Raw genomic sequence first — 15,469 nt, forward strand, 5'->3', positions numbered from 1 at the left:
ATTTTCAATTTTTTCCCATTACTCTTGATTATTTCCTGCCTCTTTTTTTATTTTTGTTCACAAAAAAAGACCCATCACACAAGCTTTGGAGCTTGATATGATAGGCTTTAAAAGTTAGATTAACGTACTGTACGGATACGCATTGTGTTTGTACGAGCAGCTTCTCCAAGTGGCACACCAGCAACGATAACGATATCGTCGCCAGATTCAACCAAGCCTTGTTCAACTGCAATCTTTTCAGCAAGATCAAACATATCGTCAGTATTTGAAGGACGTTCAGTTGTTACTGGAATAACACCCCAGTTCAACATCAATCCACGTTCAGTCAATTCATCGAAAGTGATTGCCAAAATGTCAGCATTTGGACGGTATTTAGAAATCAAACGTGCTGTGTGACCAGTCTTAGTAAGGGTAACAACCAATTTGATATTCATTGAGTTAGTAGCATCTTTAACAGCTGAAGCCATAACTTCTGTCTTAGAGTTACGCTCGAATGCATCTGAGTTCAAACGACCATATTCATTAAGAAGAGTTTGAGCGTTCTTGTCGATTGTAGCCATTGTTGTTACTGATTCAAGTGGGTATTTACCGTTTGCAGACTCACCTGAAAGCATTGTTGCGTCAGTTCCGTCGATAACAGCATTGAACACGTCTGATACTTCTGAACGAGTTGCACGTGGTTTCTCAGTCATTGTTTCAAGCATGTTTGTTGCAGTGATAACAACTTTACCAGCAGCATTCACTTTAGTAATGATCATTTTTTGGTAAACTGGAACCATTTCGAATGGTACTTCGATACCCATGTCACCACGAGCGATCATGATACCATCAGCAGCTTCGATGATCTCATCCAAGTTATCGATACCTTGTTGGTTTTCGATTTTCGCGAACAATTGAACATGTCCGTTTCCAGTTTCTTCACAAATTGCACGAACTTCATTCACGTCTTTAGCAGTACGTACGAATGAGATCGCGATGAAGTTGATACCTTGCTCAAGACCAAAGCGGATGTCGTCGTTATCACGTTCTGCAAGAGCTGGGAAAGGAATTTTAGTGTTAGGGATGTTTACACCTTTTTGTTTTGCAACAACGCCATCATTTTCAACTTCTACTTCAAATTCACGAGTTGCATCGTCTTTAGCGATAACACGAAGACCAAGTTTACCATCGTCAACCAAAACTTGACGACCAACTTCAACATCATCATAGATATCAAGAGCGCCAGCAACGTTCAAAGCAATCACTTCACGAGTTGATTTGATACCTTGTTTGGTTGCAACACGGATTTTTTCACCAGTTTTATAAGAGTACTCTTTTGCATCGCCTTCGAACAATTCAGTACGGATTTCAGGACCTTTTGTATCCAGAAGGAAACCAACTTTTTTACCTGCAAGTTTTTCAGCAAGTTTAACAGTTGCCATACGGTCACCTTGTTCTTGGTGGTCACCGTGTGAGAAGTTGAAACGGAAAGTGTTTGCTCCAGCTTCAATCAGCTGAGCAATATTTTTAGCTGAAGCTTCAACGTCAAGTTTTTCTCCCCAGTATCCGTCATCACCGAATTTTTTACCACCACGGATTTCTACCGCAGGACCCAAGGTTGCAACGATTTTTACACGTTTGTTCATGATTTTTTGTGACTCCTTTATATAATTCGACCTTTTTGGTCATTTTACTAGATTAATAAAAGTTGATTAGGACAAGCTCTTGTTCAAAGCAGAAAGTTCAAGATCAGCTTTATGTGGGTTGTTAACAACGATCTTACCATCAGCTGTTAGGCTAAACAAAGCTCCTTCTTCTGCTGTTCCAAGAATTGGGTTTTCAACCATTTTCTCGTTACGGATACCAACAGCGACACCACCGATTCCTTGTTTAAGAAGTTTAACAGCGTGTGCACCCATGCGTGATGCTAATACACGGTCACGAGCGGTTGGTGATCCACCACGTTGGATGTGTCCAAGTTCAGTTACACGAAGGTCACTAGTGTCTCCAGCTTCCTTGAGTTTTTTACCAAACTCATCGGCAGACATAACTCCCTCAGCCAAAACAATGATGTTGTGTTTCTTACCACATTCATAACCAGCTTTGATGCTTGCAACGATATCTTCCATCTTGAAGTCTTCTTCAGGGATGATGATTTCGTCAGCACCAGTTGCGATACCTGCCCAAAGAGCGATATCTCCAGCGTTACGTCCCATTACCTCAATAACAAAGGTACGACGGTGACTTGATGAAGTATCGCGAATCTTGTCGATCGCGTCCATAGCAGTTGTAACTGCTGTATCAAATCCGATTGTGAAGTCCGTACCAACGATATCATTATCAATTGTTCCTGGAAGACCGATAGCAGGGAATCCATGCTCAGTCAAGCGCATAGCTCCGTGATAAGAACCGTCACCACCGATAACTACGACACCTTCGATACCGTGTTTTTTCAATTGCTCAATCCCTTTAAGTTGACCTTCGAGTTGTGCAAACTCAGGGTAACGAGCTGAGTGAAGGAAAGTACCACCACGTGAAATGATGTCTCCTACTGAAGCAGCATCAAGTGGATAAATTTCACCAGCAACCATACCAGCGTATCCATCATAGATACCAAAAACTTCCATTCCTTCTGAGATTGCTTGACGAACAACCGCACGGATGGCAGCATTCATACCAGGGGCGTCTCCACCACTGGTCAAAACAGCAATACGTTTCATTTGGTTATGCTCCTTTTTCTTTTTACATTCTTACTGATTATACCACATTTAATTGGAAAATTCTTCTATTTTCCGTATTTTTAGCGATAAATCGTTTTCATAACAATTCCCTCTAATTTTTCCTGTAAAACTGGGTCTTTTTTTACAAAATGTTGGGAGGAAACAATTGTCTTTTCTTCCTCAACATACCTGATAATAACAGGAATAGAGCCTTTATGTTGTTCTAAGATAGTTGAAATTTCTTTATCGTTGTCGTGATTTTTAACTTGAATCCAGAATCGTTCAGCGACTGCTTCTTTCAAATCTTGTGCAATCATTTGCAGACGACCATCTCGGGATTGAACTTTGCCATTGATGTAGTAGAATTTCCCTTCAGATAAGATGGAAGCGAATTTTCGATACTGATCTGAAAATACAGTCACATCCAGTTTAGACTTACTATCGTGAACCTGTAGAAAAGCCATATTCTCGCCTTTCTTAGTTCGAATGACTTTTATTTTTTGCACTTCAACTAGAAGTGTTGCTTGACACCCCTCAGTGAGAGTAGCAATGGGCGTTGTCGGATAAAGGGCCTGTTTGGCAAGTGTTTGCAAAGGATGAGCGCTGATACCAACCCCGATTAGTTCCTGCTCCTTGTAAAATTTCTCTGCTTCCGTAAAATCATCCGCCTCAGTCCAGCTATAGCTTGCATCTGCAAAGAGACCACCCAACTCCTCAACAAAAACAAATAAGTTAGGTAAGTTCACTAAGATTTTCTGGCGATTTTTGTCAAAGTCATCAAAGAGCCCTAGTTCAACCAAAGGAGTCAAAAGCGACAGTTTCTTGTAATTCTTGGGAAGACGTGTGACAAAATCTTCAATGCTTGAGAAAGGACGATTTTCAATAATCCAGTAAGACAAATCTCTTGGCATCCCTTTAATGGCTTTCAAACCAAGATAGATTGTCTTCTGGGTAATTTTATCATGAAAGGGAATGCTGTTGATGGCTAAAGGTGCTACATCAAATCCCATCTGCAATGCATCTACAATGTAATCACTGCTAGAATAATTCAACATGACTTGAAAGAAAATAGCAGGATAGTGCGTCTTGAAATAAGCAAGTTGGAAAGCAAGGGCTGAGTAGGCATAGGCATGGGATCTATTAAATCCATAACCTGCAAACTTTTCCATCACTGCAAAAACTTGGTTGGCTTTCTCTTCTGAATGACCGAGTTTTACTGCTCCAGCGATAAAATCTTCCTTCATCAGATGCATCTCTTTAGCATTTTTCTTACCCATGGCACGTCTGAGAATGTCGGCTTTGCCAAGACTGAATCCTCCAAAGCGCTGAGCTACCTGCATGACTTGCTCTTGATAGAGCATAATACCGTAGGTTGATGACAGGATGTCTTCCAAGGCAGGGTCTAACACCGACACCTTTTCTTTACCATGCTTACGAGCCACAAAGTTATCAATATAATCGCTAGCGCCTGGTCTATTGAGGGATGTCGTTGCTACCACTTCTTCGAAGACTTGTGGTTTGACCCGTTTCAAGAGTCGAATGGCGCCTGGTTGTTCAAATTGGAAAATACCTTTCGTATTTCCAGCTGCAAAGAGGGCTAAAGTTTCACTGTCTTCCAGATCAATCTCTTCGATTTTTAGATGAACACCCTCTGATTCCGCAAGCAATTCCTGCATTTTTTGTACGAAAGTCAGGTTACGTAATCCGAGGAAATCCATTTTTAGAAGTCCATTGGCTTCAACGCCATGAGCATCATACTGGGTGATCAGCATATCCTCACCATATTTTAGAGGAATATAGTCAGTCAAGTCTTGGTCACTCATAACGACTCCAGCCGCATGGATAGAGGTTTGACGAGGATAACCTTCGATCTTACGAGCAATCTCAAAAGCTTTTTGGTATTCAATCTTGCTATTGATGACCTGCCTAAATTGCAAATTCTTTTCATAGGCCGTCGTTAGCGTATCTCGGAAACTGATTTTTTTCGTAATATTTGTTAATTCGTACTCTGGAACACCATAGCGTTTAAAAACATCACGAATTGCTTGTTTTGCTCCAAAGGTCGAATAAGTGACAATCTGTGCAACGTGTTGACTGCCATAGCGATCACGAACATAACGAATGAACTCTGGTCTATAAAGGTCTGGAATGTCAATATCAATATCAGGCATGGTGTAACGCTCGCGATTTAAAAAGCGCTCGAAAATCAGGTTCTTCTCAACCGGATCAATCCCTGTAATATCCAGTGAGTAAGCCACCAGACTACCAACCGCAGAACCACGCCCCATTCCCATATAGTAGCCTTGGGAACGTCCAAAACGCAACAAATCCCAAACAACTAGGAAATAGTCATCAAAGCCCATATCATGAATAACAGCCAACTCTTCATTCAGTCGCTCATGATAGAGAACTGAGGTTAACCCCTTGGCTATCAAGCCTTGTTCAGCCCTCTCTCTAAGTTCTTCTACTGCCGGCCTTTCAGGGTTAAAGCGAGGGAGTTTTAAACTTGGATCAAGTTGATAGCTAACATTCTCTATCAAACCTTGAAGATTGGCAAGTGCCTGAGGAAAGCGATTTTTAAATCTTGCTTCTAAGTCTGAGGCTGGTAGAAAGATCCCTTGCTGTGAATGCACATCCACTTCTCTCAGACTGACATTATCCTTGACTGCCGACAAAATCTGCAAAACCTGTAGGTCTTCTTTGTCAAAGGAGTTAACCTGATACAGTGGAAGAATGGGTTTTGTAAAGACTTCTTGAGGAGCATCTGGACTGACACCGATAAAATAATCATGCCCCAAATCCAGCTGCTCGATTTCATCAAAATAAGGAACAATAACAGCAACATCCTCAAGGTGACTTGTAAAATCAGACCAATTTTTTCGTCCAGTCATTTTTAAAGTGGATAACTTCATCAACTCTTGGTAACCTTTAGTAGATAGAGCTAGAAAACGGAAAGAGATCGCCTTTTCGTCTGTAATCAAGGTCATTTCAAGACCAATTAAAGGTTGGATTCCATATTTTCGAGTCACCTCTAAAAAGTGATAGGCTCCATAAAGATTATCCACATCCATGATAGCAAGGTGAGAATAGCCATAATCTTTAGCTGTATGTACATATTTTTCAATCGAAACCACACTTTCCATAAAACTGTAAACAGTCTTGGTATCGAGTTGTGCAATCATTCCATCTCCTCCTTGCTTTAAATATAGTACTATTATACCATTTTAAGTTCCATAATGAACTGGCTCAGACTCTTTCTTTCAAAACCTTGTTGAAATTTTTTCAACTGTTCATCCATTATGTTTCTTGAAAATGAAAATTAAGAAGAATAAAATATCTATATCTTATAATATTTTTAATAGTAATTTTGGACATTTTTATGCTAAGTGACGAATATTGAAATAATATTCCTTATGCAAATTTACATATAAATATCTTTAAGGTGGCTTTTAATTAGAAGATTTATTCAATATTTTATAATAACTTGCTTAAAGTTCATTCCTGTTTTTTAAATTTATTTCATTTGAGTTTATTTATTCCATTTTTCCTCTTTTTTTGATATAATAAATTTATCACTTCAAAGGAGAGCGCCATGCGTTTTAATCAATTCAGCTACTTGCCCACTCCTCGTTCTCAACTATTAGATGAATTAGAGAGTCTTGGCTTGAAGCTATCATCTAAACTGCCTATAAAAAGACAGTTTGAAGACTTCATTCGTTGGAGTTTCTTCACCTATACTAATACCGATTACGCTCTATCTACCCTAGCTGCAGATAGAGAAACGGATCTACTGACCTTCTTTCAGTCTGATAAAGAGCTGACAGCTGATATTTTCTATACCGTAGTTTTTCAACTTTTAGGCTTCAATTATCTTATTGACTTTGAGGATGCTGAGAAATTTCGTAAAGAAACTAGATTTCCTGTTATTTATGGAGATTTGATTGAAAATCTCTACCATTTGCTCAATACTCGAACCAAAAAGGGAAATACGCTCATCGACCAACTTGTTAGTGATGGACTTATTGCAGAAGACAATCACTACCACTACTTTAACGGCAAGAGCTTGGCAACCTTCTCTAGTCATGATGTCATTCGTGAAGTTGTCTATGTAGAGAGTCGTGTGGATACTGATAAAGACGGTCTCCCTGATTTAGTCAAGGTCAGCATTATTCGTCCTCGCTATGATGGACAAATCCCTGCAGTTATGACAGCAAGTCCTTATCACCAAGGGACCAACGACAAAGCCAGCGACAAGGCTCTCTACAAGATGGAAGGAGACTTGGAGGTCAAACCTGCCCATATTATTGAACTTGAGAAGCCTGAGGTTGATTTTGTCGAGCCTCTTGGTCAAGCCGAACTCGTCTCTGAGTCTGAAGAAAAGCTAACTCACATCAATAGTTCTTACACTCTCAACGATTACTTCCTCCCAAGAGGATTTGCCAATCTCTATGTTTCGGGTGTTGGTACCAAGGATTCCCAAGGGCTCATGACCAATGGAGACTATCAGCAGATTGAAGCCTATAAAAATGTCATTGATTGGCTTAACGGTCGTTGTCGTGCCTTTACGGACCACACGCGCAAGCGTGAGGTCAAGGCTGATTGGTCCAATGGCAAAGTTGCCACAACTGGCCTTTCTTATCTAGGTACCATGTCCAATGGTCTTGCGACCACTGGAGTTGATGGCTTGGAAGTGATTATCGCAGAAGCAGGTATTTCCTCTTGGTACAACTACTATCGGGAAAATGGCCTGGTAACCAGTCCTGGAGGTTATCCAGGTGAGGATTTTGACTCACTTGCTGAATTGACCTACTCCCGCAATCTCTTAGCCGGTGACTATATCCGTGCTAATGAAGCCCACAAAGCAGATTTAGAAAAGGTAAAAGAAGAATTAGATCGCAAGACTGGTGACTACAATCAATTTTGGCATGACCGCAACTATCTACTAAATGCTCATAAGGTTCAAGCTGAGGTCGTCTTTACACATGGTTCCCAGGATTGGAACGTCAAACCACTTCATGTTTATCAAATGTTTCATGCTCTTCCAGCTCATATCAACAAGCACCTCTTTTTCCATCATGGTGCCCATGTCTATATGAACAACTGGCAGTCGATCGACTTCCGCGAGTCCATGAATGCCTTGTTAAGTAAGAAATTGTTAGGACTTATAACAGACTATCAACTTCCTACTGTCATCTGGCAAGACAATACCGAACCTCAAACATGGCAGAGTCTTGATGACTTTGGCAAGCAAGATGAATTGCATACTTTCTCACTTGGAACTGAAGAAAAAGTGATTCAGAACCACTATGAACAAGAAGATTTTGAGCGTTATGGAAAGACTTACCAGATCTTCAACACAGAACTTTACCAAGGAAAAGCCAATCAGATCACCATTGACCTTCAAGTAAGTCAAGACATTCATTTAAATGGTCGAGTTGAGCTGAAACTTCGTATCAAATCAAGTACAAACAAGGGGCTCTTATCAGCCCAACTGCTAGAACTTGGGCAAAAGAAATATCTACAGCCTTATCCAGCGGTTTTAAGTGCTAGAACCATTGACAACGGTCGCTACCACATGTTAGAAAATCTCTGTGAACTACCATTCAATCCAAGAGCCCAACGTGTCCTCACCAAAGGTTACCTTAATCTTCAAAATCGAACCAATCTTTTGACGGTTGAAGAAATCCAACCCAATAAATGGATGGACTTCAAGCTAGAGCTTCAACCAACTATCTACAAACTTAAAGAAGGAAATACTCTCCGTTTGGTTCTCTACACGACTGACTTTGAGATTACAATTCGAGATAATACAGACTATCACCTGACTGTCGATCTTGAACAGTCTACTCTTATTATACCTTGTCAAAAGGTATAATATACCAGACTTTCAATATGGAAGTATTCCAAGGAAAAGGCAGTCAAATTATCCATTGAACTTCCTGTAACCAAAGATTTCCACTTGAACAGTCAAATTAAACGTAAATTTTGTATCAATTCCAGTTCAAATAAGAATCTTTATAAGTCTACAGATTGAACTTGGACAAAAGATACTCCCCCCAATCAACATGTGTCACCATTTATCATACACGCTACTAGACCACATGTTGGAACTCTCTGTGAATTGACATTTAGAGGAAATTCACAACAAGCCGTGACAAAATGCTACCCTAATTGGATGATTCACTGTCATTAAAGAACATCAATGTAGATGAACGGATTGCTACCCAGTTTATCTGCACGCAACTAGTGACAAGTTAAAAGAAGGAGATTCTCTCCCTCTAGTTCTTTATCCTACTGACTGTGAAATCATCATACGTGACAATACCGCCTACCACCAGACTGACGTTTTCGTTCAGTCCACGCTGTACCTTTTAAAAGGAGTACTTACTTTATGAACAAATCAGAACACAGACACCAACTTATCCGCGCCCTCGTTTCAAAAAATAAAATTCATACCCAAGCAGAATTACAAGCCTTACTAGCTGAGAATGATATCCAAGTCACACAAGCAACTTTATCACGTGATATCAAAACCATGAACCTTTCAAAAGTTCGGGAAGAAGACCAATCCTACTATGTTCTAAATACTGGTTCTATTTCTAAATGGGAGAAACGTTTAGAAAACTATATGGAAGATGCTCTTGTCATGTTACGTCCTGTCCAGCACCAAGTCATTCTAAAGACTCTTCCAGGTTTGGCTCAGTCATTTGGAGCTGTCATTGATGCCCTAGATTTCAACGATGTTGTTGCTACACTATGCGGTGATGATGTCTGCATGATCATCTGCGAAGATGCTACAAAAGCACAAGCATGTTTTGAAAATCTTAAAAAATATGCTCCGCCATTTTTCTTTAGCGAATAGAACAAATCCCGTGATTTAAAATCACGGGATTCTTTTATTCATTTGAAAGTGTTTCTTCTTTCTTCATACGTGCCAATCTAAGAGCACGTTTGGGATTGAGACGATTAAACAATTCTTCTAGTTTCTTTTCATTCCATACGTCTGCTGCAGAAACAAAATTTCCATCTGCATCTCGGAATGATATCGGTTTATCTCCCATATCAATCTCCTAGTCTACAAATTCAAACTCAAACTTGCCGATTCGTACCAAGTCTCCATCCTTAGCTCCACGCGCACGAAGGGCTTCGTCAACCCCCATACCACGTAATTGACGAGCAAACTTCATGACTGACTCATCACGGTCAAAGTTGGTCATGTTAAAGAGTTTCATGAGTTTTTCACCAGTAAGTACCCATGTTGCATCGTCATCACGGCTAATTTCAAAGGCTTTTTCTTCCTCATCAAAGCCATAGTAAGCTTCTTCTTCCATATCAGACTCGTCGTAGAGCAAGAACAAAGGAGTTTTATCCAACAATTCAGCTGTCGCATCCAAAAGAGTAGCCAACCCTTGCTTGGTTAAACCAGAAATCGGGAAGATGGCTGGTAGTTCTTCAAACTCGTCGTAGTTAGCTGCCAATTTCTTCTTGAAGGCTTCCAGATTTTCCTGACTTTCGGGCATGTCCATCTTGTTAGCCACGATGATCTGCGGACGTTCCATGAGACGAAGGTTGTAGGATTCCAATTCTTTATTGATAGCAAGGTAGTCCTCATAAGGATCACGTCCTTCACTAGCTGACATATCAATGACATGGAGGATAACTCGAGTGCGTTCGATATGTCGAAGGAACTGAGTTCCCAAGCCAACACCTTGACTAGCCCCTTCAATCAAACCTGGAAGGTCTGCAACAGCAAAGGACTCACCTGACTGCGTACGGACCATCCCTAGATTAGGGACAATAGTCGTGAAGTGGTAGGCACCAATCTTTGGTTTGGCTGAAGTAATAACACTAAGCAAAGTTGACTTTCCGACAGATGGGAAACCGACTAAGCCGACATCCGCCAAGATTTTTAATTCCAGTTGCAACTCACGTTCCTGACCCGGTTCTCCATTCTCAGAGATTTCAGGTGCAGGATTTTTTGGCGTGGCAAAACGGATATTTCCACGACCGCCACGACCGCCATGAGCCACGATAAATTCTTGACCATGTTCAATCAAGTCTGTAATGACTTTTCCTGTTTCCGCATCACGTACAGTCGTTCCCTGTGGTACGCGAACACGAAGATCTTCTGCACCACGCCCATGCATTCCTTTGGTCATCCCCTTTTCACCGGATTCGGCCTTGAAATGACGGTTATAGCGGAAATCCATCAAGGTGCGTAAGCCTTCGTCTACTACGAAAACGACGTTCCCTCCACGTCCACCATCACCACCCCAAGGACCACCATTCGGGACATATTTTTCACGGCGAAAGGCAACCATGCCATCACCACCATTACCAGCCTTGACTTTGATCTTGGCTGTATCTAAAAACATACTCATATTTTTTCTCGCTTTAAAAAGGCTGGGAAATCCCAGTCATTAGTTATTGTTTCTGTCTAAACAACTTGCTTAGAATCTGCTAAAAGCTCCAAGCGCCGTTGCAAAGATACCAGCAAGGGTCACAAACAACATGATAAGCACGACAACAAGTGTCACCTTTTCAAACATTGTTTTTTTACGGTTACCATTATCTCCAAAAGCCATAGTTTCTCCTTTTCACTCTATAATTTTAATTTAATATTCTGTAGAAACAGGTGCAATTGCCCACAAAATCAAGTAAGCAAGAACCCCTGCTCCATAACAAAAGGCTAGAACTCCCCAAATCACACGGACAATCGTCGGATCAATATCAAAATAGTGGGCCACTCCTGCGCAAACGCCTCCAATTTTTTGATCTTTACCGCTTCTCATAAATTTTTTCGCCAACTTTTATTTCTCCTTTTTTACTTTTTGTTAATCTTTCCAGTAGTCTCGCATACTGGACAACTGTTTTTTAGACGCTTTCAGAATGCGTTTAGATTCTTTTACCGGGACGCTGACTGCTTGTTGAGGGAGATATAAAATAGTTTTTAGAAAACGTTGACTCATAGGTTCTCCATCGAGCAATTCTTGTTCAAAATTATTTGAAATAATGGCATCAAGGTAAAGCTCATGAACTCGTTTCCCAAAATTCTCAGCCGAAATCTCATACAACTTGTCCGCCAACTTTTGCTCATCCATATCTGGAGTGGCAATCAAAGCCTCCAAGATGGCACCTGCAAGATCCTGTTCTCCATAGTAGAGAGTTCCAAACATCTTGTCATTGATCAGATTATCCAGATAAGGATTGCCATGAGCGATGACAGGCGTTCCACTAGCTAGACTCTCTAGATAAGTCAACCCTTGGGTTTCACTAGTGGATGCAGAGATAAAGAAGTCTGCCGACTTATAGTACAAGGCTGTTTCACTTGGAGCGATCATACCAGTAAAAATCACCTGATTTTGAATTTGCAACTGGACGGCTTGTTCTTTCAGACTGTCCAAATAAGGACCGTCACCAGCAACAACCAGTTTCACCTTGTCTTCTTCTTTCAAAACCTGCGCAAAAGCGGCTAGAACCGCTTGGATATTCTTCTCATAGGAGATACGAGAAAGACTCAGTAACATTTTCTCGTCTTCTTTTATTCCAAGTTTAGATCGAAGGGAAGCTAAATTCTCTTCCTTAATCTCAGGGCGTTCAAATTTAGCTAACTCAATACCAGTTGGAATAACCCGCTTTTCAACCTTGACCTTGTACTTAGAGAGAAGGTCCCGAACGATCTCACTAGGACAAATCACTCCATCAACATCGTGAAGAAAGCCCCGTACCAGATATTTTACCATACTTGGACGAATCAGCATACCCTTCGCAATATAATGCACGTAATCTTCGTACTGGGTATGATAGGTATGGATAACAGGAATTTTTAACTCTCTCGCAATCCAAATCCCTAACAAACCTAGTGAAAACTCTGTTTGAGTATGAATGATATCTAGCTGATACTGTTTAGCAATTTCAAGCGCCTTTGTAAAGCCACGATAAGCAAAACGTCGATCCTTAAATGCAAAGAAGGGAACACTCGGTATTCGGATAATTTGCCAATCCTCGTAGCGATTCACATCTTTATCTGTTGTTGTAAAGATAAAAACTGCATGTCCTTGCTTCTCAAGCTCTGTCTTTAAGGTTCGAATACTGGTCGCAACCCCAGAAACCTGAGGAAAATAAGTGTCTGTAAATAAACCAATTCGCATAAATTACCTCACTTTTTGCCCAAAGCCGCCTGCTCCCGATAGAACTTCAACCAGATTTCCAGTAAATGTTCCTCGGAGTACTCTTTAGAAATTTTTCTAGCTTTTTCTTTCAAGTCTTTCAACTTTTCAGGACGATCTTTGTATTCGAGAATAGCTTTTCTCATCTCTGAAACATCACTTGTAGCACGATAATTCCCTTCGAGAATGACCTTGTATAAATCTAAATCCCTTAGCATTATCGGTGCTTCACAACTAGCTGCCTCTAAGATGGTCATAGGGAATAGTTCATTGTAACTTGGTAGCAAGAAGAGATCCGCTAAAGCATAGAGCTCTCGCATTCGCTCTGGAGGAACAATACCTGGAAAAATTAGATTTTTAGGTGGATTGTCCATGATTTTTTTATAGCGTTCATAACCATCTGTCATCCCGCCAAATGAAAAACCCCCAGCCCAGATAAAAGTAATTTCTGGCAATTCCTCAGCAAGACGGATAAAGTCATCAATCCCTTTACGTTTCTGAACCTGACCCGCACCAACAACAACAAACTGATCCTCAGCTAAATCCATTCCCTGACGAAGTTTTGCTACTTGGTCAGCTGGCAGTGGATGCCATTTTTCCTTATTTACAAAGTTTGGAATATAAGTTACTTTTTCACGTGGAATACCAGCTGCCACCAAATCCTCGATAAACATGGGATTAACCACCACCAAGTGTTCCATCCGGTTGTAAAATGAAAAAACATAACGTTTGATAATTCCCTTTAAGAAAAATGGAATTTTCAAACTCCCCTCAAGCGTATCAGGCAAAAAATGCACATAGCCAATTTTTCTCCCAGATCGCTTCTTTTGAAATGTAGATAAATAATAAGGGAAATCAATGGTATGAAAGTGAGTTACATCTGCCTCAACAGGAAGATTCTCCGTAACAATCAACTGGTCTTTGGCATCACGGTGAAGGAGACTAACCAATTCTCGATAAGCTCCTGATACTCCTTGACCAGCTACTTTTTCACTTGAACTTAGCATATTAATACGCAATTTTTCGTTTTCCATACCTTTCATTATACCATTTTATTTCTAGAAAATCAGCAAAAGAAAGAGAGACCAGAGGAAAAAGGAGGAATTTATCCTATTTTCCAATCGTCTCTCATATTTTTCTGCTGTTTATTTAATTCCTAGGGCGATACGCGCATAGCGACTCATTTTCTCAACAGTCCAAGCTGGATACCAGACCAATTTAACTTCGGTATTGGTTACCTCAGGAACATCTGTCATCGCATCGTGAATCTGGTCTGTCAAGAGATCTGCCAATGGGCAGCCCATAGTTGTCAAGGTCATATCAATTTCAGTGTGACCAGTCTCACCATCAAAACGAATTTCATAAATCAAACCTAAGTTGACAATATCAATTCCCAACTCAGGGTCAATTACTTCTTCCAAAGCATTTAAAATGCGGGTTTTGATAACCTCAATTTGCTCTTCTGTATAAGCCATGTTCATCCTCACTCTTAATCTTCAATAAAATCACGAAGCGGTTTGCTGCGACTTGGTTGACGTAGTTTTCTCAAAGCCTTGGCCTCGATCTGACGGATACGTTCACGAGTTACGTTAAAGACTTTACCAACATCTTCAAGGGTACGCATTTTCCCATCGTCCAAACCGAAACGAAGGCGCAGAACGTTTTCTTCACGGTCTGTGAGAGTATCCAAGACTTCATCCAACTGCTCACGCAAAACGATACGAGTTGTGTAGTCTACTGGATTTTCAATCACTTCGTCTTCGATAAAGTCCCCAAGATGGCTATCGTCCTCTTCACCAATCGGTGTTTCAAGTGACACTGGCTCTTGGGCGATTTTCAAGATTTCACGCACCTTGTCAGGTGTCATATCCATACGTTCAGCGATTTGTTCAGGAGTTGGATCTTGACCCAATTCTTGAAGGAGATTACGCTGTTCTCGGACAAGCTTATTAATGGTTTCAACCATGTGGACAGGGATACGAATGGTACGAGCCTGGTCAGCGATGGCACGGGTAATCGCCTGACGAATCCACCAAGTTGCATAAGTAGAAAACTTAAAACCTTTTGAATAGTCAAACTTGTCAACGGCCTTCATCAAGCCCATGTTTCCTTCTTGAATCAAGTCAAGAAACTGCATGCCACGCCCTACGTAGCGCTTAGCGATCGAAACCACCAAACGAAGGTTGGCTTCGGCAAGACGTTGTTTGGCTTCGATATCACCAGCCTCAACTGCTAAGGCCAATTCTTTTTCTTCTTCGTTGGTCAAGAGAGGAACAACCCCAATTTCCTTCAAATACATACGGACAGGGTCATTCACCTTAGCAGAGGTTGAGCCAATCAAGTCCTCATCACTGAGTTCTGGCTCTTCTTCTGTACTAAGGACACGTGCACTTGGATTCCCTTCGTTATCCGTGATAGAAATTCCAGCATCCTGAATCCGTTGCAAAAGGTCTTCAATACCATCTGCATCTAAAGTAAAAGGAATAACTAGACTTGAGTTGATTTCATCGTCTGTTGCTGTTCCTGTTTTTTTGTGGTTACGGATAAAGTCTGCTACTTGCACATCAAATGTAGTTACTTCTTTTTGTTTTGTTGCCATTA

General features: G+C 40.8%; 13 protein-coding genes. 2 read left to right on the forward strand and 11 right to left on the reverse strand.

Annotated features, from left to right (window positions below):
* Positions 1-119: 119 nt before the first annotated feature.
* The 3 genes from pyk to SNAG_RS05870 all read right to left on the reverse strand — a co-directional run bounded on the left by pyk (position 120) and on the right by SNAG_RS05870 (position 5,881).
* A complete protein-coding gene (gene pyk / locus SNAG_RS05860; RefSeq protein ID WP_096407465.1) occupies positions 120-1,625 on the reverse strand; it encodes a pyruvate kinase in 1,506 nt (501 codons plus the stop codon).
* Positions 1,626-1,691: 66 nt separating this feature from the next.
* Positions 1,692-2,699: a 6-phosphofructokinase gene (gene pfkA / locus SNAG_RS05865; protein WP_096407467.1), complete on the reverse strand. Its 1,008-nt coding sequence runs from the start codon at positions 2,697-2,699 to the stop codon at positions 1,692-1,694.
* An 80-nt stretch (positions 2,700-2,779) separates the two neighbouring features.
* Entirely contained in the window at positions 2,780-5,881 is a 3,102-nt protein-coding gene (locus tag SNAG_RS05870; protein WP_096407470.1) for a DNA polymerase III subunit alpha, read from the reverse strand.
* Between the two features lie 410 nt (positions 5,882-6,291).
* Between SNAG_RS05870 and SNAG_RS05875 the strand changes: the two genes are divergently transcribed.
* Positions 6,292-8,574 carry a Xaa-Pro dipeptidyl-peptidase gene (locus tag SNAG_RS05875; RefSeq protein ID WP_096407472.1) on the forward strand — a complete coding sequence of 761 codons (2,283 nt, stop codon included), beginning with the start codon at positions 6,292-6,294 and terminating at the stop codon, positions 8,572-8,574.
* A 516-nt stretch (positions 8,575-9,090) separates the two neighbouring features.
* Positions 9,091-9,561 (forward strand): arginine repressor, encoded by a 471-nt coding sequence (locus tag SNAG_RS05880; RefSeq protein WP_096407475.1) that lies wholly within the window; start codon positions 9,091-9,093, stop codon positions 9,559-9,561.
* Between the two features lie 34 nt (positions 9,562-9,595).
* Here the strand turns inward: SNAG_RS05880 and SNAG_RS05885 are convergent, their stop codons facing one another.
* The 8 genes from SNAG_RS05885 to rpoD form a co-directional block, all read right to left on the reverse strand.
* Complete coding sequence (locus tag SNAG_RS05885) at positions 9,596-9,760, reverse strand: hypothetical protein (protein ID WP_000502575.1); 165 nt, start codon at positions 9,758-9,760, stop codon at positions 9,596-9,598.
* A gap of 9 nt (positions 9,761-9,769) precedes the next feature.
* The gene (obgE, locus tag SNAG_RS05890) at positions 9,770-11,080 is read right to left on the reverse strand and encodes a GTPase ObgE (RefSeq protein WP_096407477.1); all 1,311 of its coding nucleotides are present in this window, start codon (positions 11,078-11,080) and stop codon (positions 9,770-9,772) included.
* A gap of 69 nt (positions 11,081-11,149) precedes the next feature.
* Complete coding sequence (locus SNAG_RS05895) at positions 11,150-11,284, reverse strand: DUF4044 domain-containing protein (protein ID WP_000863864.1); 135 nt, start codon at positions 11,282-11,284, stop codon at positions 11,150-11,152.
* 30 nt (positions 11,285-11,314) lie between these two features.
* Positions 11,315-11,506 carry a PspC domain-containing protein gene (locus SNAG_RS05900; protein WP_162284807.1) on the reverse strand — a complete coding sequence of 64 codons (192 nt, stop codon included), beginning with the start codon at positions 11,504-11,506 and terminating at the stop codon, positions 11,315-11,317.
* A 27-nt stretch (positions 11,507-11,533) separates the two neighbouring features.
* Entirely contained in the window at positions 11,534-12,850 is a 1,317-nt protein-coding gene (locus tag SNAG_RS05905) for a glycosyltransferase family 4 protein (protein WP_096407479.1), read from the reverse strand.
* An 8-nt stretch (positions 12,851-12,858) separates the two neighbouring features.
* Positions 12,859-13,911: a glycosyltransferase family 4 protein gene (locus SNAG_RS05910; protein ID WP_443031040.1), complete on the reverse strand. Its 1,053-nt coding sequence runs from the start codon at positions 13,909-13,911 to the stop codon at positions 12,859-12,861.
* A gap of 102 nt (positions 13,912-14,013) precedes the next feature.
* Positions 14,014-14,343: a metal-sulfur cluster assembly factor gene (locus SNAG_RS05915; RefSeq protein ID WP_025168449.1), complete on the reverse strand. Its 330-nt coding sequence runs from the start codon at positions 14,341-14,343 to the stop codon at positions 14,014-14,016.
* A gap of 14 nt (positions 14,344-14,357) precedes the next feature.
* The gene (rpoD, locus tag SNAG_RS05920) at positions 14,358-15,467 is read right to left on the reverse strand and encodes an RNA polymerase sigma factor RpoD (protein ID WP_000201893.1); all 1,110 of its coding nucleotides are present in this window, start codon (positions 15,465-15,467) and stop codon (positions 14,358-14,360) included.
* Positions 15,468-15,469 lie beyond the last annotated feature (2 nt).

Origin of the sequence: Streptococcus sp. NPS 308 (assembly GCF_002355895.1) — a bacterium.
GTDB lineage: Bacteria > Bacillota > Bacilli > Lactobacillales > Streptococcaceae > Streptococcus.